Annotated in this window: 23 protein-coding genes and 1 pseudogene; 12 read left to right on the forward strand and 12 right to left on the reverse strand. The window is 71.9% G+C overall.

The window, feature by feature from the left end; translation table 11 throughout:
- The first annotated feature begins 49 nt into the window (after positions 1-49).
- On the forward strand, positions 50-907 hold the full coding sequence (map, locus tag ABT057_RS32645) for a type I methionyl aminopeptidase (RefSeq protein ID WP_352347258.1): 858 nt from the start codon (positions 50-52) through the stop codon (positions 905-907).
- Positions 908-1,000: 93 nt separating this feature from the next.
- Here map and ABT057_RS32650 read toward each other — a convergent pair whose 3' ends face one another.
- The gene (locus tag ABT057_RS32650; RefSeq protein WP_352347259.1) at positions 1,001-1,270 is read right to left on the reverse strand and encodes a hypothetical protein; all 270 of its coding nucleotides are present in this window, start codon (positions 1,268-1,270) and stop codon (positions 1,001-1,003) included.
- A gap of 132 nt (positions 1,271-1,402) precedes the next feature.
- A complete protein-coding gene (locus ABT057_RS32655) occupies positions 1,403-2,056 on the reverse strand; it encodes a PhzF family phenazine biosynthesis protein (RefSeq protein ID WP_352347260.1) in 654 nt (217 codons plus the stop codon).
- 291 nt (positions 2,057-2,347) lie between these two features.
- On the opposite strand from ABT057_RS32655, the gene efeO reads away from it, so the two are divergent.
- The 4 genes from efeO to ABT057_RS32675 are packed head-to-tail and all read left to right on the forward strand — an operon-like array spanning position 2,348 to position 6,628.
- Entirely contained in the window at positions 2,348-3,496 is a 1,149-nt protein-coding gene (gene efeO, locus ABT057_RS32660; protein WP_352347261.1) for an iron uptake system protein EfeO, read from the forward strand.
- 11 nt (positions 3,497-3,507) lie between these two features.
- Positions 3,508-4,779: an iron uptake transporter deferrochelatase/peroxidase subunit gene (gene efeB / locus ABT057_RS32665; protein WP_352347262.1), complete on the forward strand. Its 1,272-nt coding sequence runs from the start codon at positions 3,508-3,510 to the stop codon at positions 4,777-4,779.
- A gap of 3 nt (positions 4,780-4,782) precedes the next feature.
- On the forward strand, positions 4,783-5,667 hold the full coding sequence (efeU, locus tag ABT057_RS32670; RefSeq protein ID WP_352347263.1) for an iron uptake transporter permease EfeU: 885 nt from the start codon (positions 4,783-4,785) through the stop codon (positions 5,665-5,667).
- Positions 5,615-6,628: an SCO2278 family lipoprotein gene (locus tag ABT057_RS32675; RefSeq protein WP_502974006.1), complete on the forward strand. Its 1,014-nt coding sequence runs from the start codon at positions 5,615-5,617 to the stop codon at positions 6,626-6,628. The genes efeU and ABT057_RS32675 overlap by 53 nt, the downstream gene beginning before the upstream one ends.
- Before the next feature lie 9 nt (positions 6,629-6,637).
- On the opposite strand, the gene ABT057_RS32680 is transcribed toward ABT057_RS32675, so the two are convergent.
- From ABT057_RS32680 to ABT057_RS32690, 3 genes are all read right to left on the reverse strand, one after another.
- Positions 6,638-7,375, reverse strand: a complete 738-nt coding sequence (locus tag ABT057_RS32680) for a bifunctional DNA primase/polymerase (protein WP_352347265.1) — start codon at positions 7,373-7,375, stop codon at positions 6,638-6,640.
- Positions 7,376-7,475: 100 nt separating this feature from the next.
- Positions 7,476-8,108: a TetR/AcrR family transcriptional regulator gene (locus tag ABT057_RS32685; protein WP_352347266.1), complete on the reverse strand. Its 633-nt coding sequence runs from the start codon at positions 8,106-8,108 to the stop codon at positions 7,476-7,478.
- Positions 8,109-8,150: 42 nt separating this feature from the next.
- Positions 8,151-9,146, reverse strand: coding sequence for a Gfo/Idh/MocA family protein (locus ABT057_RS32690; RefSeq protein ID WP_352347267.1), 996 nt, complete (start codon positions 9,144-9,146; stop codon positions 8,151-8,153).
- Positions 9,147-9,233: 87 nt separating this feature from the next.
- On the opposite strand from ABT057_RS32690, the gene ABT057_RS32695 reads away from it, so the two are divergent.
- The 3 genes from ABT057_RS32695 (at position 9,234) to ABT057_RS32705 (ending at position 12,713) form a co-directional block, all read left to right on the forward strand.
- Positions 9,234-10,529: a multidrug effflux MFS transporter gene (locus tag ABT057_RS32695; protein ID WP_352347268.1), complete on the forward strand. Its 1,296-nt coding sequence runs from the start codon at positions 9,234-9,236 to the stop codon at positions 10,527-10,529.
- The gene (locus ABT057_RS32700) at positions 10,484-11,650 is read left to right on the forward strand and encodes a serine hydrolase domain-containing protein (RefSeq protein ID WP_352347269.1); all 1,167 of its coding nucleotides are present in this window, start codon (positions 10,484-10,486) and stop codon (positions 11,648-11,650) included. The genes ABT057_RS32695 and ABT057_RS32700 overlap by 46 nt, the downstream gene beginning before the upstream one ends.
- A gap of 79 nt (positions 11,651-11,729) precedes the next feature.
- The gene (locus ABT057_RS32705; protein ID WP_352347270.1) at positions 11,730-12,713 is read left to right on the forward strand and encodes a small ribosomal subunit Rsm22 family protein; all 984 of its coding nucleotides are present in this window, start codon (positions 11,730-11,732) and stop codon (positions 12,711-12,713) included.
- Between the two features lie 285 nt (positions 12,714-12,998).
- Here the strand turns inward: ABT057_RS32705 and ABT057_RS32710 are convergent.
- A pseudogene (locus ABT057_RS32710) lies at positions 12,999-14,140 on the reverse strand (D-alanyl-D-alanine carboxypeptidase family protein).
- Positions 14,141-14,363: 223 nt separating this feature from the next.
- Between ABT057_RS32710 and ABT057_RS32715 the strand changes: the two are divergent.
- Together ABT057_RS32715 and ABT057_RS32720 are read left to right on the forward strand one after the other, a co-directional pair.
- A complete protein-coding gene (locus ABT057_RS32715) occupies positions 14,364-15,836 on the forward strand; it encodes an ABC transporter permease (RefSeq protein WP_352347271.1) in 1,473 nt (490 codons plus the stop codon).
- Positions 15,837-15,941: 105 nt separating this feature from the next.
- Positions 15,942-16,670, forward strand: a complete 729-nt coding sequence (locus ABT057_RS32720) for an ABC transporter ATP-binding protein (protein WP_352347272.1) — start codon at positions 15,942-15,944, stop codon at positions 16,668-16,670.
- A 69-nt stretch (positions 16,671-16,739) separates the two neighbouring features.
- On the opposite strand, the gene ABT057_RS32725 is transcribed toward ABT057_RS32720, so the two are convergent.
- Positions 16,740-17,066 (reverse strand): nuclear transport factor 2 family protein, encoded by a 327-nt coding sequence (locus tag ABT057_RS32725; RefSeq protein ID WP_352347273.1) that lies wholly within the window; start codon positions 17,064-17,066, stop codon positions 16,740-16,742.
- A 129-nt stretch (positions 17,067-17,195) separates the two neighbouring features.
- On the opposite strand from ABT057_RS32725, the gene ABT057_RS32730 reads away from it, so the two are divergent.
- Together ABT057_RS32730 and ABT057_RS32735 are read left to right on the forward strand one after the other, a co-directional pair.
- Positions 17,196-17,738 (forward strand): DoxX family protein, encoded by a 543-nt coding sequence (locus tag ABT057_RS32730; protein ID WP_352347274.1) that lies wholly within the window; start codon positions 17,196-17,198, stop codon positions 17,736-17,738.
- Between the two features lie 40 nt (positions 17,739-17,778).
- Positions 17,779-18,120 carry a MazG-like family protein gene (locus tag ABT057_RS32735; protein ID WP_352347275.1) on the forward strand — a complete coding sequence of 114 codons (342 nt, stop codon included), beginning with the start codon at positions 17,779-17,781 and terminating at the stop codon, positions 18,118-18,120.
- Here ABT057_RS32735 and ABT057_RS32740 read toward each other — a convergent pair.
- The 5 genes from ABT057_RS32740 to ABT057_RS32760 form a co-directional block, all read right to left on the reverse strand.
- Complete coding sequence (locus ABT057_RS32740; protein WP_352347276.1) at positions 18,097-19,821, reverse strand: phosphorylase family protein; 1,725 nt, start codon at positions 19,819-19,821, stop codon at positions 18,097-18,099. The genes ABT057_RS32735 and ABT057_RS32740 overlap by 24 nt on opposite strands.
- Before the next feature lie 25 nt (positions 19,822-19,846).
- On the reverse strand, positions 19,847-20,527 hold the full coding sequence (locus tag ABT057_RS32745; protein WP_352347277.1) for an NPCBM/NEW2 domain-containing protein: 681 nt from the start codon (positions 20,525-20,527) through the stop codon (positions 19,847-19,849).
- A gap of 358 nt (positions 20,528-20,885) precedes the next feature.
- Positions 20,886-21,854, reverse strand: coding sequence for a thioredoxin-disulfide reductase (gene trxB, locus ABT057_RS32750; protein ID WP_352347278.1), 969 nt, complete (start codon positions 21,852-21,854; stop codon positions 20,886-20,888).
- Positions 21,855-21,924: 70 nt separating this feature from the next.
- A complete protein-coding gene (gene epsC / locus ABT057_RS32755; RefSeq protein WP_352347279.1) occupies positions 21,925-22,716 on the reverse strand; it encodes a serine O-acetyltransferase EpsC in 792 nt (263 codons plus the stop codon).
- Positions 22,713-23,657 carry an isopenicillin N synthase family dioxygenase gene (locus ABT057_RS32760; RefSeq protein WP_352347280.1) on the reverse strand — a complete coding sequence of 315 codons (945 nt, stop codon included), beginning with the start codon at positions 23,655-23,657 and terminating at the stop codon, positions 22,713-22,715. The genes epsC and ABT057_RS32760 overlap by 4 nt, the downstream gene beginning before the upstream one ends.
- Positions 23,658-23,684 lie beyond the last annotated feature (27 nt).

Raw genomic sequence — 23,684 nt, forward strand, 5'->3', positions numbered from 1 at the left:
CTCTCGCCACCCACATGTTCCCCCACGGCCGCTGGTTAGACTCGCTGGCATGTCTGGCCAGTCGCTGCTCGTGCCCGGGGAACTGTCCCCCACCCGTTCCGTGCCCGGAAACATCCGTCGCCCCGAGTACGTCGGCAGGCCCGCGCCGACGCCGTACACCGGTCCGGAGGTGCAGACGCCCGAGACGGTCGAGGCGATGCGCGTCGCGGGGCGGATCGCCGCGCGGGCCATGGCGGAGGCGGCGAAGCTGATCGCCCCTGGCGTCACCACCGACGAACTCGACAAGGTGGCGCACGACTACATGTGCGACCACGGCGCCTACCCGTCCACCCTCGGCTACCGCGGCTTCCCGAAGTCCCTGTGCACCTCCGTCAACGAGGTCATCTGCCACGGCATCCCGGACTCGACGGTGCTGCGCGACGGGGACATCGTCAACCTGGACGTGACCGCGTACATCGGCGGGGTGCACGGCGACAACAACGCGACGTATCTGGTGGGGGACGTCGACGACGAGTCCCGGCTGCTCGTCGAGCGCACCCGCGAGTCCCTCGACCGGGCGATCAAGGCGGTCAGGCCGGGGCGCCAGATCAACATCATCGGGCGGGTCATCGAGTCGTACGCGAAGCGGTTCGGGTACGGCGTGGTGCGGGACTTCACCGGGCACGGCATCAACTCGTCGTTCCACTCCGGACTGATCATCCCGCACTACGACAGCCCGCACGCGACGACGGTGATCCAGCCCGGGATGACCTTCACGATCGAGCCGATGCTGACACTCGGGACGCACGAGTACGACATGTGGGACGACGGCTGGACCGTGGTGACCAAGGACCGCAGGCGGACCGCGCAGTTCGAGCACACGCTGGTGGTGACGGAGACGGGCGCGGAGATCCTCACCCTGCCGTAGCCCCGGAGCACCCGAAGGCCCGCTCCCTGCCGGGGCGGGCCTCCTGTCCGGGGGACGGATCATCCGCGACCGGGCGGCCGCGGCTCGGCCCGGTCAGAACCAGCTGCAGTGCGCGCCGGCCCAGAAGATGTCGCTGTTGACGGTGTGGACCTTGCCGATGTACGGGCTGCAGACGGGCTCTTTGCCGAAGACGTGGTGCCGGCCATGGTCATGGCGGCCCTCGTCGTGCCGGCCGTGGTGACCTTCCGAGCCGTAGTGGTTGCCGTGGTGCCGGGGACCCTCGTCGGCGACGGCGCTCGTCGCGCCGGCGGCGGCCAGGGCGACGCCGAGAACGGTTGCGGCCAGGACAGATCGGATACGCATGGTGTTCCTCTCACGAGGCGGAGTGGTCACGCCCAGAGGTAACCGTTCGCCCCGGCACGCACACGCCACACCACCCGTACGGCCGCCCAGAACACCACGGACGCCGCCGATGCCCCGGCGCCTGCCGGGGCACTACGATTCGGCGCCCTCCAGGGAGACCCGGCCGCCGATCTCCACCCAGCCGTACGGCTGCGGGGCCGTCAGGATCTGGGAGCCGGCGCCCTGGGTGATGTTCAGGGCGCGGCCGAGTCGCTCGGTGAGCAGGAGCGCGGCGGCGCCGGTCGCCTCGTCCTCCTCGATGCCGTCGTCGCGGCCGGGGAAGCCGCGGGCGCGGATCCGGCCCGCGGGCTCGTCCAGCCAGGCCCAGGCGTAGATCCACTCGCCGGGCGCCGGCACGCTCAGGTCGTCGACCTCGGCCGCGGTGGCGTACTGGCGCAGGGTGCGCGGCGGGGCCCACTCCGCCCGCGCCTCGATCCAGCTGAACTCCCCGTCCAGGCGGGCGCCCACCACCCCGGCCGGGGTGACCAGCTCGGGCACGTCGAGCAGCCAGGCCGTGCCCACGCAGGGGTGGCCGGCGAAGGGCAGGCGCAGGGTGGGCGTGTAGATGTCGACGACCCCGCGCTCGGGGTCGTCGACGAACACCGTCTCGCTGAAGCCCAGTTTCGCGGCGAGGGCCTGGCGGTCCTCCCGCTCGGGCAGCACCGAGCCGTCGCGGACCACGCCCAGTTCGTTGCCGTAGCCGCCGTTCGGCGCACAGAAGACGCGGAGCACGTCGTAATCAGTCACCCGGAAATTGAAGCATCGCGGGAGACGTGCGCTCGCCGGGACCAGGTGTTTCCGCTCCTTCGGGCGGGAGCCGCGCTCATCACACCCAAGCGGAATCTTTGAATCTCCTTTGACTGTCCCTTGGGGTCCGTTTTGAGTCACCGTGATCATCTCGTGCTCTTACAGCGTCTATGAGAGGTGAATCACTGCACGGACGGTTATCACACAGGTAAGGCTTGGATAAGTTAGGTGAGCCTCACCAACTTCGGGTGAGTCTCGTTACGTAGTTTTCAGCCATTGCCGGGAGCCCGCATGCGAGCCGCCAGACTGTCCGTCGTCACCGCCGTCGCCGCAGTGACCGCACTGACCGCCGTCACGGGCTGCACTTCCAAGAGCGACGCGAAGGGCGGCGACCGCGTCATCGGCGTGACCGCCACCGACTCCACGTGCAAGACCACCAAGAAGCAGATCTCCGCGGGGCACGTCGAACTCGCCGTCGAGAACAAGGGCTCCAAGGTCACCGAGGTCTACATCCTCTTCCCGGACGACCGGATCGTCAGCGAGCGGGAGAACATCGGGCCCGGCACCAAGCAGCGCGTCACGGCCGAGGTGAAGGCGGGCGACTACCAGATCGCCTGCAAGCCGGGCATGAAGGGCACCGGCATCCGGCAGTCCCTCAAGGTCACCGGCGGCGCCGCCGCCAAGCGAAACCCCGAGCTGGACAAGGCCGTCGCCGAGTACCGCGAGTACGCGCAGGAACAGGCCGACGCCACCATCCCGCTCGTCGAGACCTTCGCGAAGGCGATCAAGGCCGGTGACATCACCGCCGCCCGGAACGCGTTCGCGCCCTCCCGGGTCGGCTGGGAGCGCACCGAGCCGGTCGCGGAGTCCTTCGGTGACATCGACCCCAAGACCGACACCCGTGCCGACGGTCTTGAGGCCGGCCAGAAGTGGACCGGCTGGCACCGGCTGGAGAAGTCCCTGTGGGAGGACAAGAAGATCGGGGCGCAGGAGAAGACCCTCGCCGATCAGCTCGTCACCGACCTGAAGGACTGGCAGAAGCGGGTCGGCAAGGCCGAGATCACCCCGACCTCCATGGCCAACGGCGCCAAGGAGCTGCTCGACGAGGTCGCCACCGGCAAGGTCACCGGCGAGGAGGACCGCTACTCGCACACCGACCTCTCCGACTTCAAGGCCAACGTCGAGGGCGCGCAGAAGGCCTACGAGCTGCTGAAGCCGGTCGCGCAGGTCAACGACAAGGCTCTGGCCACCGAGTTGGACAAGCAGTTCGCCGCGCTGAACAGCGTCCTCGACAAGTACCGGTCGGGCGCGACGGACAAGGCACAGAACGGCTTCGTTTCGTACGACAAGGTCACCGAGGCACAGCGCAAGGAGCTCTCGGACGCGGTGAACGCGCTCGCGGAGCCCCTGTCGAAGCTCGCCGCGGCCGTGGTGAAGTAAGGGGCGGGAACATGACCGAGACCCAGGACACGACCGGGATCCAGGAGAGCGGCAGCGCTCCCTCCCGTCGTGCGCTCATCGGCTGGGGCGGTGCCGGGCTCGCGCTCGGTGCCGTCGTGGCCGGCAGTGCGGTGGCGCTGGGCGACAGCGGCGACGACGTCTCCCCGGCGGCCGCCGGCACGGGTGCCGCCGTCCCCTTCCACGGCGTCAACCAGGCCGGCATCGCCACTCCCGTCCAGGACCGGCTGCACTTCGCCGCGTTCGACGTGGACACGGACGACCGGGCCGAGTTCGTGCAGATGCTCAAGGACTGGACGGCCGCCGCCCGCCGGATGACCGCCGGGAAGGCCGTCGGTGACGGGGCGTACGGCGGGCTCGCCGAGGCCCCGCCGGACGACACCGGCGAGGCGTTGGGGCTCAAACCGTCGCGGCTGACGCTCACGATCGGGTTCGGGCCGTCCCTGTTCGAGAAGTTCGGGCTGACGGGGCAGCGGCCCGAGGCGCTCGTCGACCTGCCCAAGTTCGCCGGCGACAACCTCGAGGCCGCCCGCACCGGCGGCGACCTGTGCGTACAGGCCTGTGCCGACGACCCGCAGGTCGCCGTGCACGCCATCCGCAACCTGGCCCGGATCGGCTTCGGCAAGGTCTCCGTGCGCTGGTCGCAGCTCGGCTTCGGCAAGACCTCCTCGACCACCCCTGACGCCCAGACACCCCGCAACCTGATGGGCTTCAAGGACGGCACCCGCAACATCGCCGGCACCGAGACGGACCGGCTGAAGAAGTTCGTGTGGGTCGGGGAGCAGGACGGGCCGGAGTGGATGGCCGGCGGCTCGTATCTCGTCGCCCGGCGGATCCGGATGCACATCGAGACCTGGGACCGGACCTCGTTGCAGGAGCAGGAGGACGTCTTCGGGCGGGACAAGGGCGAGGGCGCCCCGGTCGGCAAGGCCAAGGAGCGCGACAAGCCGTTCCTGAAGGCGATGAAGCCCGACGCGCACGTCCGGCTCGCGCACCCCGACTCCAACCACGGCTCGACGATCCTGCGCCGCGGCTACTCCTTCACCGACGGCACCGACGGTCTGGGGCGCCTGGAGGCCGGGCTGTTCTTCCTCGCCTACCAGCGGGACGTGCGCGAGGGGTTCATCCGCATCCAGCGCAACCTCGCGACCGACGCTCTCAACGAGTACATCCAGCACGTGGGTTCGGCGGTCTTCGCCGTCCCGCCGGGCGTCCGCGACAAGGACGACTGGTGGGGCCGGACGCTGTTCTCCAAGGAGGCGTAGCCCGTGTTCTCCAACTACCTGATCGGACTGCGGGAGGGCCTCGAGGCCTCGCTCGTGGTCTGCATCCTCATCGCCTACCTGGTGAAGACGGAGCGCCGGGACGCCCTGAAGCCGGTGTGGGCCGGTGTCGCCGTCGCCGTGCTCATCGCGATGGGCTTCGGGTGCGTGCTCGAATTCGGCTCCCAGGAACTGACGTTCCAGGCGCAGGAGGCGCTCGGCGGGTCGTTGTCGGTCCTCGCGGTCGGACTGGTCACCTGGATGGTCTTCTGGATGCGGCGCACCGCCCGGCACCTGAAGTCCGAGCTGCACGGCAAGCTGGACGCCGCCCTGGCGATGGGCACGGGCGCGCTGGTGGCCACCGCGTTCCTCGCCGTCGGCCGGGAGGGCCTGGAGACGGCCCTGTTCGTGTGGGCGTCGGTGCACGCGGCCGGTGACGGCACCCCGCGCCCGCTGATCGGTGTGGCCCTCGGCCTCGGCACGGCGGTCCTGCTCGGCTGGCTGTTCTACCGCGGGGCCCTGCGGATCAACCTCGCCAAGTTCTTCACCTGGACGGGCGGCATGCTGGTCGTCGTTGCCGCGGGCGTGCTGGCGTACGGCTTCCACGACCTGCAGGAGGCCGACTGGATCCCGGGCCTGAACAGCCTGGCCTTCGACATCAGCGGCACCATCGCGCCGGACAGCTGGTACGGCACCCTGCTGAAGGGGGTGTTCAACTTCCAGCCCGATCCGACCGTTGTCCAGGTCACGGTGTGGCTGCTGTACCTGGTCCCGACGCTCGCGCTGTTCCTCGTCCCGGTAGGGTTCGCCTCCGGGAAGGGGAAGGTGAAGGCACCTGATGACGCACCGGACGACCAGGGATCACGGCACTCGCAGGTTCCGCGGGCCTGACCGGAGAACGCTGATCGCGGCCTCGGTGACCGCTCTGTCGTTGACGACGAGCGGCTGTGTGGTGGTCCACGGGGAACGTGAGGTGCTTCCCGCGGCCACCCGTGCGGAGGCCGCGAAGGCGCTGAAGCAGTTCACGACCGCGTACAACGCGGCCGACAAGGCGTACGACGCCTCCCTGGACGCCGGGCACACCACCGGCGCCCTGCGGGCCATCGACGCGGCGCGGTTGAAGGCCGGACACGCCAACAACCCTGGCGGCAACCCGCAGCACACCCCGCTGGCGTTGTCGGACGTCACCTACACGATCCCCAAGAAGGCGGGCTGGCCGCGCTGGTTCGTCGCCGACGCCCGGTCCAACAAGGGCGGCGGCGCGCGCTGGCTGCTGGTGTTCACCCGCGGTGACCTGTCCGAGCCGTGGCGGGCGACGTATCTGACGCTGGTGGCGCCGGGCGCGCTGCCGGAGTTCACCAAGGACAAGGACGGCTGGGCGGAGGCCGTACCGGCCGACTCCGCCGGACTGGCCCGTACCCCGCAGGACTTGAGCGAGGACTACACCGCCTACCTGAAGAACGGCGGGAGTGCCTTCGCGGACGGGGCGTACACCAGCGAGCTGCGTGCCGCCCGCGCGAAGAACGCGGAGAAGCCGGGGCTGGTCCAGCAGTACGTCGACGAGCCGCTGACGAACGGCGGATTCGCGCCGCTGGCGCTCAGGACGGCGGACGGCGGGGCGCTGGTGTTCTTCAGCAGCCACCACTACGTCAAGCAGACCGCCGCGGCCGGGGCGTCGGTGCCGACGCCCAACAAGAGTGTGCAGGCGTTGACCACCGGCGAGGTCAAGCAGTCACTGACGATGGAGTTCGTCGCCGACGGGATCGCGGTGGACCCGGTGAAGGGGTCCGGGAGCGGGAAGGTGTCGGTGCTGAGCCGGCTGGAGGGCCTGACCGGCGCGAAGGGCGAATAGCCCGGCCGGTCACCGGCGCGACGGCCAGGCCGCCGTCGCCTGGTCCCGGTCCTGCCCCGCGTGCCTGGCGCATTCGTCCGTCAGGATCTCGAGCAGGCTCAGGGGGTCCGGCAGCGGGTGCTGCGGGCCCCGTACCCAGTGCACCGACCGGCCGTCGTCGCCGGGGAGGCGGGCCGGGGGGACCAGGACGTACGAGCCCCGGCAGTGCCAGCGCAGGCCCGGGTGTTCGTCCATGGTCTCGGGGTGGCAGTCCAGTTCGCACGGCCACCACTCGTCCTCGTCCTCGGGGGTGCCGCGGGTGAGGGTGAAGAACAGCAGCCGCCCGTCGTCGCTCTCGGCGACCGGGCCGACCTCGATGCCGGAGCCGAGCAGCCGGTCGAGGGCCTCACGTCCGGCTTCCACGGGCACGTCGAGGACGTCGTGGGTCATGCCGGTCGCGGTGATGAAGTTGGCCTGCGGCTGGTGGCGGGCCCAGCGCTCGATCTGGGCGCGGTCGGTGGTGGACTGCGTCTGCCAGGCGAAGGAGACCGGATGCCGGGCGGGCGTCGGACAGCCGACCCGGTCGCAGGAACACCGGTAGCCGGCGGCCGGATACGCGGCGGGCGCGAGGGGCAGTCCGGCCCCGGCGGCCGCGAGCAGCAGGGCCTCACGGCCGCCGTCGTCGGCGGTCCCGGTCGGGCCGCTTCCGCGCAGCCACCGGGTGAGTTTGCCCCGCAGGCCGCCCGGGCCGCCGAACTCCGCGCTCATCTATCGCCTCGCATCGCTGTCGTCCCGCCAGCATGCCTCATGGTCCCATCATCCTGCGCATCGGGGGTGCGCGGTGCCCAATGGGGGCAAAGGGCAGGAGTCAGCGGGGAGCGAGACCGTACAGCGCGTAGTCGACGAGGGTGTCCGTGTAGTCGTACGTGATGGGGCCCGTGTACTGGAGCCACCGCTGGGCGAGCGGGGAGATGAAGAACTCCAGGGCGATGCGCGGGTCGATGCCCGGGCGGACCTGCCCGGCCTCCTGCGCGGAGCGCAACCGGTCGACGTACAGCTGGATGCTCGGTTCCATGAGGTTGGCCATGTACGCGCGGCCGACCTGTTCGTTGACCACGCCCTCGGCGGCCAGGGCGCGGGCGGGGGCCTCGAACCGGGGATCGCCGAGCTGGTCGACGGTGGCCCGCAGCACGGCCTTGATGTCGGCGGCGAGGTCGCCGGTGTCCGGGATGGCGTACGGCTCCTGCTCCGACGCCCCCGCCTCCTCCGCGGCCTGTGCGCTGAGGTCGAGGAACGCCTCCAGCAGAACGTCGGCCTTCGACCCCCACCAGCGGTAGATGGTCTGCTTGCCGACGCCGGCGCGGGAGGCGATCGCCTCGATCGTGGTCCTCGGGTAGCCGACCTCGCCGACGAGGGCGAGGGCGGCGTCGTAGATCGCGCGGCGGGACTTCTCACTGCGCCGGGTGGTGTCGGGGGCGGGTCTGGCGGGCTGGGTGACCATGCCTCGACCGTACCAATGGGAGACGGCGCGTCTCGCCGGGGATCATTCCCGCGGGTACCGCACCCCGATCAGTTCCCGTACGGCGTCCAGGGTGCGCATCACCGCGAGGGTGCCGTCGAGCGGCACGAGCGGGGACTCCGTCTCGCCGGCCCGCAGCGCGCGCATGACCTCGCGGGCCTCGTGCCGCAGCGTGTTCCGGGGTCCGTCGGCCGGGTCGGCGGTGAACTCCTCGGCGTCGCGCCCGGCGCGGTGCAGGACGAACCGGTCGGGGTGGAAGAAACCGGCCGGGATGTCGATGCGGCCGCGCGAACCGGTGACGGAGGCGGAGGTGCCGGTGCCGCCCACGAGCGAGCAGTGCAGGGCGGCCAGCGCGCCGGAGTCCCAGGACAGGGCGAGGGCGGTCTGGAGGTCGACGCCCTCGGCGGAGAGGGCGGCTTGCGCGGAGACGCCGGTGGGTTCGCCGAGCAGGAGGTGGGCGAAGGAGACGGGGTAGACGCCGAGGTCGAGGAGGGCGCCGCCGCCCTGGGCGGGGTCGCGCAGCCGGTGCGAGGGCGGGAAGGGGCCCTCGAGGCCGAAGTCGGCCTGGACGGTGCGGACTTCGCCGATGGCGCCGTCGTCGATCAGGGCGGTGAGGCGGCGGATCAGCGGGTTGCAGTACATCCACATGGCTTCCATGAGGAAGCGGTCGTGGTCCCGGGCCAGCGCGACGAGTTCCTCGGCCTCACGGACGTCGAGCGTGAAGGCCTTCTCGCAGAGCACGTTGCGCCCGGCCTCGAGGCAGAGTCCGGCGGCCGCGCGGTGCGCGGAGTGCGGGGTGGCGACGTAGACGACGTCGATGTCCTCGTCCGCCGCGAGGGCCGCCCAGTCGCCGTAGGCGCGCGGTATGCCGAAGCGTTCGCCGAACGCCTTGGCGCCGGTCTCGGTGCGGGAGGCGACCGCCACGACCTCCGCGTCCGGCAGGTCGATCAGGTCCGCCGTGAACGCGGCGGCTATGCCGCCCGTCGCCAGGATCCCCCACCGCACCGTGTCCGTCGTCATACCCCGCCCGTCCCTCGTCCTGTACCGGCACTCTGTTCGAGCTGAGAGCATAGGTGGCGGAGATGTCGGACAGGGAGGGGCTGCCGGATGCCCGAGGGCGGGGCGATACCCGAGGTGCCCGTGGGGGCGGAGACGACCACGGTCGTGCCGCCGTCGGTGCGCGCGCGGCGCCGGACCGGTCTGCTCGTCACCCTCGTCCTGGGCGGCCTGACCGCCACTCCCCCGCTGTCGATGGACATGTACCTCCCGGCGCTGCCGGAGGTCACCCGCGTGCTGCACGCGCCCGCCGCGACCGTGCAGCTCACGCTGACCGCCTGTCTGGCCGGCATGGCGCTGGGGCAGTTGGTGGTCGGCCCGATGAGCGACCGGTGGGGCCGCAGGAGGCCGCTCCTCGCCGGGCTCGCGGTGTACGTCGTGGCGACCGTGCTGTGCGCCCTCGCCCCCACCGTGGAACTGCTGATCGCCTTCCGGCTGGTCCAGGGGCTCGCGGGCGCGGCCGGGATCGTGATCGCGCGGGCCGTCGTGCGTGATCTGTACGACGGTGTGACGATGGCCCGCTTCTTCTCCACCCTGATGCTGGTCTCGGGGGTGGCGCCGGTGGTGGCGCCGCTGATCGGCTCGCAGATCCTGCGCGTGACGGACTGGCGGGGCGTGTTCGCGGTCCTGACGGTGGTGGGGGTGGCGCTGGCCGGCCTGGTGTGGACGAGGCTCCCGGAGACACTGGACCCCGCCGAGCGGCACGCGGGCGGGGTCGGCGAGGCGCTGCGCTCGATGCGCCGGCTGCTGGCCGACCCGCCCTTCACCGGCTACATGCTGACCGGCGGTTTCGCGTTCGCCGCGCTGTTCGCGTACATCTCCGCCTCGCCGTTCGTGGTGCAGGAGATCTACGGTGCCTCGCCGCAGCTGTTCGGCGTGCTGTTCGGCGTGAACTCGGTGGGCCTGGTCGTGGTCGGGCAGATCAACGGCAAGGTGCTGGTGGGCCGGGTCCGGCTGGACCGGGTGCTGGCCGCCGGTCTGACCGTGGTGGCGCTGGCCGCGGCCGCGCTGCTGCTGATGGCGACGGGCACCTTCGGCGGGGTGGGCCTCGCCCCGGTGGCGGTGGCCCTGTTCGTGCTGATGTCCGCGATGGGGCTCGCCCTGCCCAACGCCCAGACCCTCGCGCTGCTGCGCGTCCGTCACTCCGCCGGGTCCGCCTCGGCGCTCCTCGGTACGTCGAGTTTCCTGATCGGCGCGGTCGCCTCCCCGCTCGTCGGGATCGCAGGCGAGCACACCGCCGTCCCGATGGCCGTCGTCCAGTTGGCGGCCGCGCTGGTGGCGCTGACCTGCTTCGTGGGAATGTGCCGTCCCTGGCGGAACACAGGGACGGAAGGAGCGGAGAGCTGAGCGCACCGAGACTGCGCGTCGACACCCCGGAGCGGGCGGGGCTCGACCCCGAGGAGACGCGGCTCCTCGTGCGCGACGTCGTGGACCTCACCACCGGTGTGCGGCCGTGGGCGGCGGGCGCGGTGGTGGTCGCCGGACGAGGTCCGGTGATCGCCGTGCAGAAGGCGGCGGGGTGGGCCGTCCGCTACGAGGCCTACGACCCCGAGCGCGACGCGGGTGTGGAGCTGCCGCCGGCCGGCCGGGTCCGGATGACCGTCGGCACCCCCTTCGACCTGGCCTCCCTCACCAAACTGTTCACGTCGGTGGCGGCGGTGCAGCAGATCGAGCGGGGCACGCTCGGCATCGACGCCCGCGTCGGCGCCTATCTGCCGGACTTCCTCGGGGCCGCCGCCCATGGCCTCACCGTCCGTCAGCTGCTCACCCACACCTCGGGGCTGCGTCCCGAGCTGCCGCTGTACGACTGCGCGGACGGCATCGAGCGCCTGGATCTGCTGCGGGCGGAGGCCCCGGTCGGCGAGCCGGGCACGTACGTCTACTCCGACCTGAACATGCTCCTCCTCCAGCAGCTCCTGGAGCGCCTCACCGGCCGCACCCTCGACGTCCTGGTGCACGAGGGGATCACCCGGCCGCTGGGGATGACGTCCACCGGCTTCGGGCCGTGTGCGGGCGCGGCGGCCACCGAGGACCAGCGGCGGCCGTGGGCGAAGGCGGACCGGGGGATGCTGCGGGGTGTGGTCCACGACGAGAACGCGTGGGCGCTGGGCGGGGTGGCCGGGCACGCGGGCCTGTTCGGCACGGCCCGCGACCTGGCCGTGTTCTGCCGCACCCTGCTCGCGGGCGGTTCCTACGGCCCGGCCCGCGTCCTCGGCCCCGACTTCGTGGACCTGCTGCTGGCCCCGCCGGGGCTGGGGTTCGCCGTGGACCAGCCGTGGTTCATGGGCGAGCTCGCGGGCCGCGGCGCGGCGGGGCACACCGGCTTCACCGGAACGTCCCTGGTCCTGGACCGGGCGACGGACACGTTCGTCGTCCTGCTGGCGAACACGGTGCACCCGGTACGGCGACGGCCGGACAGTTCTCCCCGGGCTGCGGCGGGGACGCGTGTCGCCAGGGCGGTGCGGTGAGTGCGGTTCCCGGTGGCCGAGTGGGTGCGGACCCGTGGCCGGGGCGAGTGCAGATCCGGGCAGCTGAGAAAATCTCCCCGTGAACGTCTCTCCCTCCACCGCCGAAACCCTCCGTGCCGCCCTCGGAGAGCTTCTCGACGGTCTCCCTCCCCGGCAGGCCGCACAGGCCGTCGAGCGGCTCATCGCCAACTACCGGGGGGCCACCCCGACCGACGCCCCGATCCTGCGCGACCGGGCGGACGTCGCCGCGTACGCCGCCTACCGGATGCCGGCGACCTTCGAGGCGGTGCGCGCGGCGCTGGAGGCCTTGGCGGACGCGGCTCCCGAGTGGCGGCCCGCCGCCCAGGTCGACGTGGGCGGCGGGACCGGCGCGGCGACCTGGGCGGTCAGCGCCGTCTGGGAGGGGACGCGCCCGGTGACCGTGCTGGACTGGGCGGAGCCCGCCCTCGCCCTCGGCCGCGAGGTGGCCGCCGCGAACCCGGCGCTGCGGGAAGCCCGCTGGCGGCGTGCCCGTATCGGCGCTTCCCTGGCGCTCGAGGACACCGACCTCGTGACCGTCTCCTACGTGCTGAACGAGCTGGCCGCCCGCGACCGGGCCGCCCTCGTGGACGCCGCCGCTTCGGCCGCGCAGGCCGTGGTGATCGTGGAGCCGGGCACTCCCGACGGCTACGCGCGCGTGATCGAGGCCCGCGACCGGCTGATCGCCGCCGGTTTCCGGATCGCGGCGCCATGCCCGCACAGCGCGGCCTGCCCGATCGTGCCCGGCGCGGACTGGTGCCACTTCTCGGCGCGGGTCAGCCGCTCCTCGCTGCACCGCCAGGTCAAGGGCGGTTCCCTGCCGTACGAGGACGAGAAGTTCTCGTACGTCGCCGCCGCCCGCTTTCCCGTCTCCCCGGCCCCCTCCCGGGTGGTGCGGCGTCCGCAGATCCGCAAGGGGCAGGTCCTGCTCGACCTGTGCGAGGCCGAGGAGCGGCTCGGCCGGACGACGGTGACGAAGAAGCACGGCGACCTGTACAAGGCGGCGCGGGACGCCGGCTGGGGCGACGCCTGGCCGCCGGCCTGACAGGGCCTCGAGTCTCCTGAATCCTCGATGCCGTACGCGGGGCCGGTTCGGGACGCCAAGTCGCGACAACCTGCACAAGAGGAATAACAACGTCCGCCCCATTGCCGCCAGTAGCGGACTTATGCTCAACTCTCCTACACAAGAGCTTCACACTTGGAGCACTTGTGCTCCGCTCCTTGAGCCACACCGAGGGGGGAAGGGCAGCCGTCCCACGGCACCGGGTGGGGGTGGACCTCGCAGGATCCGCGAGATGCGCACCGGGACCGTGGGACGGCTGCCGCACCATCAGTCCGACGGCCGGGTCCGGTCCGTACGGCGCCGGTGCAGCGCGTACGCCCCGCCCGCCAGCAGCGCCAGCGCTCCCCCGGTGCCCAGCCCGCCCCAGCCGTCCGCTCCGAGCGCGGCGCCTCCCGCCGCCGCGGCGGCCCGTGCCCCGGCGTGCGGCGCCGCGGACGGTGAGGCGCTCGCCCCGCCCTCGCTCAGCGGCTCGACCAGACTTCCCACCGCGCCCGCCGAACTCCCCTTCCCGAAGCCCAGTCGAGCAGCGCGGCGCTCTCCTCGTAGACGGCGTTGTGGCCGCTGTCCGGGTGCAGCACCGTGACCAGCAGGGTCCTTCCGTCGCGGGTGGCGGCGCCGGTGAAGGTGTTGCCGGCGTGGCTGGTGTAGCCGTTCTTCACCCCGATCATGCCCCGGTACGACGTCACCCCGTACGTCCCCGACAGCAACCGGTCGGTGTTCTCGATCCGGAAGGTCCTCCGGCCGCCCGCCGGGAAGTCGACGGCCTTCGTGGCGCAGTAGGCGCGGAAGTCGGCGTCCTTCAGGCCGTGCCGGGCGAAGAGGGTGAGGTCGTAGGCGGAGGAGAGCTGACCGGTGTGGTCGTAGCCGTCGGGGCTGACGACGTGGGTGTCGAGGGCCTGGAGGTCGGCGGCCTTCGCCTGCATGGCGGCGACCGTCCGCGCGACCCCGCCGTTCAGCAGCGCGAGCACGTGCACGGCGTCGTTGCCCGAGCGCAGGAACACGCCCTGCCACAACTGCTCGACGGTGTAGGTGATGCCGGGCTTGAGACCGACGAGACTGGAGCCGGCGGGGATGGCGGCCAGGTCCGCGTCGGTCACCCGGTGGCGCTCGGTGCGGGCGAACCTCCCCAGCAGGGTGTCCGCGAACAGCATCTTCAGCGTGGAGGCGGGCGCGAGGCGCCCGTGCGCGCGGTAGGAGGCGAGCACCTCTCCGCTGTCGTGGTCGGCGAGCAGCCAGGCCCGGGCGGTGAGCTTCTTCGGCAGTCCGGCGGTCACCGTCGCCTGGACTCCGTCCCGGGCGAGTCGCGCACCGCCGACCACCGAGGCGGGGGCGGCGGCCGGAACACCGAGCGGGGCCGCCGCGGCGAGCGCGAGGAGGGAGCGCCGGGAAAGGCGTGAAATTGCGTGCACGGCGGGACCGTACAAGGCGATCCTGTGCGTATCCAACCCCCTCCACCTGGGAAAATCCCCTCCACAGCTTAGGAATCAGCTGTCTGAACGAATTCTGATCCAGCGGCCGAAAACCGGCCTTCATTCTCAGTTCTCACACATCTTTTACTCAGTCGGCCTCAAAGGTTCGTCCCTAGTTTGATGCCGCGCCCACAGCGGGCGCCAAGAACCTTCGAGGAACGGGATGTTTGGCATCTATCTCAAGCGCGAGCTGGGCCGGCGCAAGAAGGCGGCCCTGGTCATCGCACTGGGTCTGGCGCTCGGTATCGCCCTGGTCATCACCGTCAGCTCGGTGTCGGCCGGTATGACGAAGGCGCAGGACAAGGTCCTGCAGTCGCTGTACGGCCTCGGCACCGACATGACGGTCACCAAGGCCCGCACGGCGCCCTCGAGCAACAGCTCCGGCCAGCCCAGATTCGAGTTCGACGCGAAGTCGAACGACGACGACACCGAGCAGAGCTCCGACCGGGTGATGACTCAGGGCGGTCAGGCCCTGAAGTCCTCGCTGGTGACGCAGGTCGCCAAGCAGAAGGGTGTGGCGTCCGCGGTCGGCGCGCTCACCCTGAACGTCACCAAGGTCGACGGCTCCTTCACCCAGGGCAAGGCGCAGAGCTCCAGCGGAAGCGGCAGCGGCAACAGCGGCCAGGGCGGCCCCGGTGGCGGCGGGAACAGCGGTTCCACCGCGGCCCCGCAGGTGCAGGGCGGCGGCGCCTCCTTCGACGTGAACTCCTACTCCGTGGCCGGAGTGGACGTCACCGATCAGGACCTCGGCCCGCTGGCCGGCTCGAAGATCACCTCGGGCAAGACCTTCACCTCCGCGCAGACCGACGCGAAGGTCGCCGTCGTCAGCAAGTCGTACGCGAAGGAGAACAAGTACAAGGTCGGCTCGACCCTGAAGATCTCCGGCACCAAGTACAAGATCATCGGTATCGCGACGCCCGAGAGCAGCGAGTCCACCACCGACGTCTACCTGCCCCTGAAGCAGGCCCAGACCCTCGCCGACGCGAAGAACCAGGTCACCACGATCTACGTCAAGGCGACCGACTCCACGCAGATCGACGCGGTCAAGGCGACGATCCAGAAGAACATCTCCGGTACGACGGTGACCACCTCCGCCGACCTGGCCGAGACCGTCTCCGGCTCCCTGTCCACCGCCTCCAACCTCGCCACCAGCGTCGGCAAGTGGCTGTCCATCGCCGTCCTCGCCGCCGCGTTCCTGGTGGCCGCGCTGCTCACCTCCTCGGCCGTGTCCCGCCGGGTGCGTGAGTTCGGCACCCTGAAGGCGCTCGGCTGGCCGAGCCGCCGGGTGACCCGGCAGGTCGTCGGCGAGTCCATGGTCAACGGTCTGCTCGGCGGCGCCCTCGGCATCGCCCTGGGCCTGGCGGCCGCCTACGCGGTGACCGCGATCAGCCCGAAGCTGACGGCCGAGCTCGGCAACACCGGTGGCGGCGGCCCCGGCGGCCCCGGCGGTGGCGGCGGCCCGGGCGGCCAGTCCGCGTCCAACACCATGGAGATCGCCCTCTCGGCGCCCGTCTCCGTCACCACCATCGCCCTCGCGGTGGGCCTGGCGGTGGCCGGCGGTCTGATCGCCGGCGCGATGGGCGGCTGGCGCGCCTCCCGGATGCGCCCGGCGGACGCCCTGCGCAGCGTCTCGTAACACCCCCCGTGCAGGGGCGCCGCGCCTCCTTCCCCCCGGAACGCGGCGCCCCCTCCCCCTCTTCCGGCTTCTTCCTGACTTCTCTTCGCGGCTACGGAGCAACCCATGTACAGACTGACCGGCGTCACCAAGCGCTACTCGCGGGGCAAGGAGACCATCGAGGCACTGCGCGGTGTCGACCTCACCATCGAGGACGGCGACCAGCTCGTCATCCAGGGCCCCACGGGCGGCGGCAAGTCCACCCTCCTGCAGATGATCGGCGGCCTGGACCGCCCGACCGAGGGCAGCGTCGAGCTGGACGGCGTCGACCTCGCACGGATCAGCGAGGCCAAGCTGACCCGGCTGCGCGCCGAGAAGATCGGCATCATCTTCCAGTCCTTCAACCTCATCCCGACGCTGACCGCGCAGGAGAACGTCGAAACGGCCCTCGTCCCGCTCGGTGTGAAGCCTGCGGAGCGGCGCGAGCGGGCCGCGGAGGCCCTGCGCTCGGTCGGCCTCGGCGAGCGCCTCAGCCACGCCCCGTCCGAGCTCTCCGGCGGCCAGCAGCAGCGTGTCGCGATCGCCCGCGCGCTGGTGAAGAAGCCGAAGGTCCTGCTCGCCGACGAGCCGACCGGCAACCTCGACGAGGGCATGCGCGACGAGATCATGGAGGTGCTGGAAGGCCTCTGGCACGAGTACGGGCTGACCTTCATCATGGTCACCCACGACTCGTCCATCGCCCGCCGCGCCCCGCGCCTGGCGACCATCAAGGCCGGTCAGATCACGCTGACCGAGCAGGCCGGCGGCCGCGCGTACCCGGAGCCGGCGGTGTCCGGGGGCGGCCAGGGGTACTGAGCCTTCCGTACGTCCTCACAGGGGCCGCTCACCGACGGGGTGGGCGGCCCTTCGGCGTGCTGCCGTACGTCACGCCTGGCCGGTCTCGAAGCGGGAGATGTGGCCGTCGTCCGTGACGTCGAAGTGCCATCTGGTGCGCATCTCGCCCCAGGTGTCGTTGCGGTAGTTGACGACGAGGTCGTGACCGCCGTTCGACTCGTTGACGACGTCCATGTGTCCCCGGGAGGCGAAGATCTCCCGGTCGATCCACTGGGTGAGGTCGTGTTCGGAGCCGTCGTCCGACATGGTCGCGTCCGCGGTGAGGAGACTCATGAAGGCCTGCTCGTCGTTGCCGTTGACAGCGCTGACGAAGGCCCGGACGGCCGGGTCCGTCAGCTTTCCGGTCTGGATCGTCATACGGGACAGCGTCACACCGCCCTCCCGCCCCCGCCACCCGAACGGCGCCCACGAGCGGCCGGTCCGGTGTGAGGAGTGCGACGGTGGAAACACGTGGGGGTGTTCCTGCTGTCTGCTCAGGGAGTCACCGTGACCTGTTACGACCGACGCGATCTGGGCCTGCTGCTGCTCCGGCTGGGCACCGGCGGGGTGCTCGCGGCGCACGGCGCGCAAAAACTCTTCGGCTGGTTCGGCGGCCACGGTCTGGAGGGCACCGGCCAGTTCATGGAGTCCGTCGGCTACGCGCCGGGCAAGGCCAGCGCGACGGCGGCGGGCCTCGCCGAGGCGGGCGGCGGCACCCTGCTGGCGCTCGGCCTGGCCACCCCGGCGGCGGGCGCCGCGGCGGCCGGCGGGATGGCGGGCGCGGCCGCGGTGCACACCCCGAACGGCTTCTTCAACCAGGGCGGCGGCTACGAGTACGCGGCGACGCTGGGCCTGACCGCGGCGGGCCTCGCCATCACCGGGCCGGGCCGCCTCTCCCTGGACCACGCCCTCGGCCACACCGTCAACCGCGGCTGGATGGTCCCGGCCGCCCTGGGCGTGACGGCGGCGGTCACCGCGGTGGTCGTGGGACTGCGCAACCAGCGGCTGCGGAAGCGGGAGGAGGGCGAACAGGAGGCGCTGTTCGAGTAGCGGGCGTTTGGGTGGGGGTGGCCGATGGCAGGCTGCGCCCATGAACGCCGAACCGCGCCCTCCCGACCTCTGGCCCACCGTCGACGCCCTGTGGACCTGGCTGGAGGCGGACCAGCCCGTGTCCGGCCGCGAAGGCCTGCTGCTGCGCATGCTGAAGCTCTCTGAGGAGGTCGGCGAGGCGGCCCAGGCGGTGATCGGCGCGACCGGCCAGAACCCCCGCAAGGGCACGAGCCACACCTGGGAGGACGTGGAGAGCGAGCTCTGCGACGTCGTCATCACGGCACTGGTGGCGCTCAGGACGCTCACGCCGGACGCGGAGGCCGTGTTCGCGGGGCATCTGGCGCGGGTGGCGAAGCGGTCACTGGGCGGCCACGTCGGCTGAGCGGGCGGTGACCCGGCCGTGCCATCGCCACACCCGGACCAGTTCCCCGGCGCCCACGGCCGCCAGCAGGTCCCCGTCGTGGTGGACGGCGAAGTCGTCGTAGCGTCCGGCCTGTTCCAGGTGCCGGATCTCCGGGCGGTCGGTCACCTCCGACAGCAGGCCGCGCCTGAGCCACAGCACGCGGCCCTCGTCGGTGCACACCAGCCGCATGCCGTGGGCACCGAGCGCGTCCGCGCTCTCCCGGCCCCGGAACTCACGCTGCAGTACCACCGTGTCGTCGGCGGTCCGCCAGACGATCAGCTCCCGGAAGGTCGCGCAGGCGACGAACCCGCCCGACGGGGAGACGGCGAGCGCGCAGCCCGGCCTGACGATCTCCAGCCAGTTGCGGATGCTCTTCTCGGCGCGCGGTGCGCCCTCGCGGTGGATGTGCACCCGGTTCGTGGTCGCCATGGCCACCACCGAGCCGTCGGCGCTGATGGACGCCGTCGCGAGGCCCGCGGGGCAGGGGACCTCCCCGAGGATGCGGCCGTCGTCGAACCCGCGCAGCGCGAGGCGCCGCCGGTCGTGGGTCGCGAACAGCTCTCCTCCGCTGGTGACGAGGAACTCCTCCCCGCCCAGCGGGACCGACCGTCGCTGGTGCTCGCTGCCCCGCCCCGTGAAATGGACGAGGTCCAGACTCTTCGGCCGGGCGACGACGACGCTGTGCCGGGCCGGGGAGACGATGGCCTGGTGGCCCGCCCGCAGCGCGCCCCCACCGGGGACACCCCCCAGGTCCTCCCCGGAGTGCAGGTCCCAGCGCTCGATCGCTCCGTCACCGGAGACGACCACGACCGTGCCGGGCCCGAAGCCGATCGTGGATCCTCCACCGGCCCGCCGGGTCGTACGCATCTCCCCCACGCTCCGCCCCAGCCCCTCCGCGGGGGAGGCGGACCCGGCGGTGGAAGCAGCGAGACGATCCAGCACCTCGAAGGTGAACGCGGCCGCGTGGCGGGAGGCGGCCGGCTGCCAGACCCGGTCGTTGTCGTCGCCCTTGTCGGAGAGCCGGTCGGAGATCCCCCGGACGACGAGGGCGCCCACGCCCGCGTTGACGTACGCCGCCTGCAGGAACCCGAAGCCCTCCATCTCGACCGCGACCGCGTCGCCGCAGTGGCGGGCCAGCAGCCGGGCCGTGGCCGAGCGCTCGGCCGCCACCACCTTGGAGCCTGCGGCCAGGGGTTTCACATGCGCCTGCGGGACGGTGCCGGCCAGGGGGCTTCTGATCCGGCGTGTCCAGTCGTCCTCCCGGGCGACCGACTGGGCCCGCTGGACGAGGTCGAAGGCCGACAGATGGGTGCTCATCCGCGGCCGGAAGCCGTCCGCCAGGTCCTTGCCGCTCTCGTAGTCGTAGATGAACCGGGCGGCGACCACGTCTCCGAGCGCGGCGTCCTTCAGTCCGCCCGCGATGCCGACGAAGAAGATGTACCGCGGCCTGAACGCCCGCACGGCGCGCTCGACCAGCACGGCGGCGGCCGCGTTCCCCGGCCCGGTCTCGTGACACAGCACCTTCCGGGCGGCGTGCCGACCGCCGAAGACACCGAGTTCGAACAGGGCGCCGCCGACGTCGTACTCGGTGAACGGCCCGTCCAGGTGCTCCCGCACCGCCTTGTACTCCTTGCCGAGCGCGGTGAAGACAACCGCGTCGACCGCTGGATACCCGGCCACTCCCCATCCCCTCGTCTGCCGTCCCTCAGGACAGTTCGGCGTCGCCCAGCCCGCTGTAGAAGTAGGTCGCGGACTCGTCGCCCGACTTGGTCATCACGCAGGTGATACGGATCTGGTCCTGGCCGGAGATGTCGACCGTGAGGTCCTGGACGGCGCTGGAGCGGATGGTCAGCTCCTTGCCGATCGGATTCCCGGCCGCGCCTGCCACCTGGACCGACCCCACCGACCCGATCGCGTTGTGCGAGTCGGCGAGGATGCCGACCTTCGCCGTCAGCCGCGAGTATCCGCTGGTGCTGTACACACCGCTCTCGCCCGAGCTGTCGCAGCCGAGCCGGACGCTCTTCGCGTAGTGGGTCCCTGCCATGGTCACGGGCACCACGCTGACGTCCCCCACGCTGTCGATCAGCTCGCGGTCCGCGAGGTACACGCTTCCGGGCCCGAGCCCCGCCGGAGAGGCACCGCCCGTGGACGGCGGCTCGCTCACGGTGTACAGGCCGTCCCCCGGCGTCGCCGTGATCGTCGCCGTCGCCGTGGCCGTCGCCGTGACGGTCACGGCCGGCTTCGGGTCGTCGGCCCTGACCACCGTCTCCCGGCCGCCGAAGAACCCGGCGGCGATGGTGGCCGCACAGATGCAGAGCAGTTCGAACCACTTGGGAATGACGCCGAATCGACGTCGAGCCCGGCGCTCCTGCTTGGTGAGATCCATCCCCGTCCCCCTCAGTCTCCCTGGCCACAGTAGGGACTGAAGTGGTCCGGAACCCTGGAGTGCGAAGTTCCTTTTGTACGCACGGAAGCACGAGGCATTCAGAGGGCGCGCACCCACTTCCCACGCCCCTCCCGTACCAGTCGGATCCTGGGCGGGCGGAGCCGCCCGGTGCAGGCCGTTCGCGGGGTCGTACGCCGAGCGCAGACGATCCCCCGGCCGCGGGAACAGACCCTGACGACTACGCCCTTCAGGGGTGGTGAGCCGCAGCAAGGAACCGACAGCACCCGGTCTTTCTTCTACGGTGGCCCCGGGTACTCCTGCCGTCGCTGAGTGGCGGGGGAGCTGCGGGAACTTCCCTTCAGTCGGTGGTGGTTGCGGCGAGGTGGCGTTCGGTGTCCAGGGCCGCCGCGCAGCCGGTGGCCGCGGCCGTGACGGCCTGGCGGTAGAGGTGGTCCACGGCGTCGCCCGCGGCGAAGACGCCGGGGACGCCGGTGCGGGTCGTGGGGTGGTCGACCTTGATGTAACCGGCGTCGTCCAGGGCGAGTTGGCCCTTGAACAGGTCGGTGCGGGGGTCGTGGCCGATGGCCACGAACAGGCCGGTCACGGGGAGGGTGCGGTCCTCGCCGGTGACGGTGTCGCGCAGGGTCAGGGAGCTGAGCCGGTCCTCGCCGTGCAGGGCGGTGACCTCGCTGTTCCAGGCGAAGCGGATCTTCGGGTCGTTGAAGGCGCGGTCCTGCATGACCTTCGAGGCGCGCAGGGTGTCGCGGCGGTGGACGACCGTCACCGACCGGGCGAAGCGGGTGAGGAAGGTGGCCTCCTCCATCGCCGTGTCGCCGCCGCCCACGACCGCGATGTCACGGTCCTTGAAGAAGAAGCCGTCGCAGGTCGCGCAGGAGGAGACACCACGGCCGGAGAGTTCGTCCTCGCGGGGGAGGTTCAGTTTCCGGTGCTGGGAGCCGGTGGCGACGATCACCGTGCGGGCGTGGTGCCGGGTGCCGGTGGAGTCGGTGACGGTCTTGACGGGGCCGGTGAGGTCGACGGCGGTGATGTCGTCGTCGACGATCTCGGCGCCGAAGCGTTCGGCCTGCTCGCGCATCCGGTCCATCAGGTCGGGGCCCATGACTCCTTCGGGGAAGCCGGGGAAGTTCTCCACCTCGGTGGTGGTGGTCAGGGCGCCGCCGACGAGGAGGGAGCCGGCGAAGACGAGGGGGTTCAGCTGGGCGCGGGCGGTGTAGAGGGCCGCGGTGTAGCCGGCGGGGCCGGAGCCGATGACGATCGTGTCGCGTACGGTGTCGCCGGCGGGGGTGCCGGTGCTGGTGGTGGTCAAGGCGGGTCCTTCGGTCGGGGTGGGTCCGGTGGCGGGGTGGGCGTGGGGTGCGGGGGCCCGAGAGGGCGCTTCAGGGGCGTGGGGGTGAGCCGGCGGACCTGGGCGGGCCGTCGGTGCCGTGGGTGGGTCGGCGGGGGGCGGCGGTCGGGGACAGGTCGTGCAGGACCAGGGCGTGGGCGGGGATGCGGCAGCCGTCGCCCACGGTCACCGGGCCCAGCACCGAGGCGCCCGTGCCGATGAGGACGCGGTCGCCCAGGACGGGGTGTCGTCGGCTGGCGCCGTCGCTGTCGCGCACCCAGCCGCGGGAGCCGAGGGTGACGCCGTGATACAGCGTCACGTCGTCGCCGACGACGGCGGTTTCGCCGATGACGACGCCGAAGCCGTGGTCGATGAACGCCCGTCGGCCGATATGGGCACCCGCGTGGATCTCCATGCCGGTCAGCACCCGGGCCGTTCGGGTCAGCGCGGCGGCCCGCAGCCGGCGTCCGCGCGTGTACTGGCGGTGGGCCAGCCGGTGCAGGGCGAGCCCCTGCCAGCCCGCGTGCAGCAACGCCTCCAGCCGGCCCGAGCAGGACGGGTCGCGGTCGAGGACCGCCTGGAGGTCCTCGCGGATCAGCCGGAGGAGGGAGGGGGCGGCTAAGGGTCGTGGGGTGCGGGGGCTGCGGCGGACGCCATCGAGGGCGCGGCGGACACTACGGGGCGCACCGCGCCGCGGCGGAGGGGAGTCGGGCCCCGCCGAGCCGGTGCCGTCCGCGCCCGGCACCCCGCGCAGACCCGGAGGCTTCGTGGTGGGCGCCTCGTCGGGTACGGGAGGAAGCGGAGTCGTCGTTCGTGTCGCCCGGGGCGAGTGGGCGCCGGTCATCGTGCCGTGGCCGGGACGGGCGGGGTGTCCAGGCGGTTGATGCGGTACATCGTGCGCTGGAAGAGTTCGTCCGCGGTGAGGGTGGCGAAGCGTTGGGGCGCCGTTTCGGCGCCAGGGACGCGCAGCGGGGTGAGGGTCGTCCAGGGGGCCGGGTGGCAGAACTGGACGATGGACAGGCGGCCCTCCTGCTGGCCGGGGCGGGCCACGACACGGTGGACGGCGGCTCGGGCCAGGCCGTTGGTGAGGCGGTCGAGGACCATGCCGACGTTGACGACGGCGTGGCCGGGCGGGGCGTCCACGGCGGTCCACTCGCCGTCGACCAGGACCTCCAGGCCCGCCGAGGTCGCCCTCGGCAGGGCGGTGATCAGGTCGAAGTCCTGGTGTTCCACCGCCCACACATGGCGGTCGGAGGGGGCCTGGTCCATCGGCGGGTACCAGGTGGCCCGGTTGACGACGGGGCCGTCCTCCAGCATGTCGGCGAAGTAGTCGGGGTGGGCGCCCAGCGCGTCGGCGAGGGCCCGTACGACGTCGTGCTGGAAGCGCAGCATGCGCAGATGCAGTTCGCGCAGCGCGGAGCCGATGCCGGGCACCAGGTGGTCGGGGAAGTACGGGTCGGGGTAGCGGGCGGGGTAGCGGACGCGCAGGGGGTGGTGCCCGGGCAGCGGCGCACCCCAGTGGAAGAGTTCCTTCCAGTCCGGTACCGAGCCCTTCTCCGCGTGCTCCACCAGCGGCGGGGTGTAGCCGGACTGGCCGTTGCTGCCGGGTGTCCGGCATGTCTTCTTCGCCTCGGCGTCCAGCGCGAAGAAGGCGCGCAGGAAGGCGTACGCCTCGTCCAGGAGGCTTTCCGGAACGGTGTTGCGGACGAGGAAGAACCCGTCGCGCAGGGCGGCGCGCAGGTGCTCCCGGCTGCCGGGCCGTTCCAGGTCGATTTCCTTGAGCATGGTCGGTCCCTTCACGGGAAACGGGTC

This window comes from Streptomyces sp. NPDC002588 (genome assembly GCF_040295925.1).
In the GTDB taxonomy this organism is placed as follows: domain Bacteria; phylum Actinomycetota; class Actinomycetes; order Streptomycetales; family Streptomycetaceae; genus Streptomyces.

Bases quoted from the DNA above. Each gene is read 5' to 3' on its own strand.
- ABT057_RS32685 (WP_352347266.1), bottom strand. From the start codon at position 8,108: ATGGTCACCCAGCCCGCCAGACCCGCCCCCGACACCACCCGGCGCAGT.
- ABT057_RS32675 (WP_502974006.1), top strand. From the start codon at position 5,615: ATGACGCACCGGACGACCAGGGATCACGGCACTCGCAGGTTCCGCGGG.
- ABT057_RS32690 (WP_352347267.1), bottom strand. From the start codon at position 9,146: ATGACGACGGACACGGTGCGGTGGGGGATCCTGGCGACGGGCGGCATA.
- efeB (WP_352347262.1), top strand. From the start codon at position 3,508: ATGACCGAGACCCAGGACACGACCGGGATCCAGGAGAGCGGCAGCGCT.
- ABT057_RS32745 (WP_352347277.1), bottom strand. From the start codon at position 20,527: ATGGATCTCACCAAGCAGGAGCGCCGGGCTCGACGTCGATTCGGCGTC.
- ABT057_RS32715 (WP_352347271.1), top strand. From the start codon at position 14,364: ATGTTTGGCATCTATCTCAAGCGCGAGCTGGGCCGGCGCAAGAAGGCG.
- ABT057_RS32650 (WP_352347259.1), bottom strand. From the start codon at position 1,270: ATGCGTATCCGATCTGTCCTGGCCGCAACCGTTCTCGGCGTCGCCCTG.
- ABT057_RS32725 (WP_352347273.1), bottom strand. From the start codon at position 17,066: ATGACGATCCAGACCGGAAAGCTGACGGACCCGGCCGTCCGGGCCTTC.
- efeO (WP_352347261.1), top strand. From the start codon at position 2,348: ATGCGAGCCGCCAGACTGTCCGTCGTCACCGCCGTCGCCGCAGTGACC.
- ABT057_RS32720 (WP_352347272.1), top strand. From the start codon at position 15,942: ATGTACAGACTGACCGGCGTCACCAAGCGCTACTCGCGGGGCAAGGAG.
- map (WP_352347258.1), top strand. From the start codon at position 50: ATGTCTGGCCAGTCGCTGCTCGTGCCCGGGGAACTGTCCCCCACCCGT.
- ABT057_RS32760 (WP_352347280.1), bottom strand. From the start codon at position 23,657: ATGCTCAAGGAAATCGACCTGGAACGGCCCGGCAGCCGGGAGCACCTG.
- epsC (WP_352347279.1), bottom strand. From the start codon at position 22,716: ATGACCGGCGCCCACTCGCCCCGGGCGACACGAACGACGACTCCGCTT.
- ABT057_RS32735 (WP_352347275.1), top strand. From the start codon at position 17,779: ATGAACGCCGAACCGCGCCCTCCCGACCTCTGGCCCACCGTCGACGCC.
- ABT057_RS32695 (WP_352347268.1), top strand. From the start codon at position 9,234: ATGCCCGAGGGCGGGGCGATACCCGAGGTGCCCGTGGGGGCGGAGACG.
- ABT057_RS32680 (WP_352347265.1), bottom strand. From the start codon at position 7,375: ATGAGCGCGGAGTTCGGCGGCCCGGGCGGCCTGCGGGGCAAACTCACC.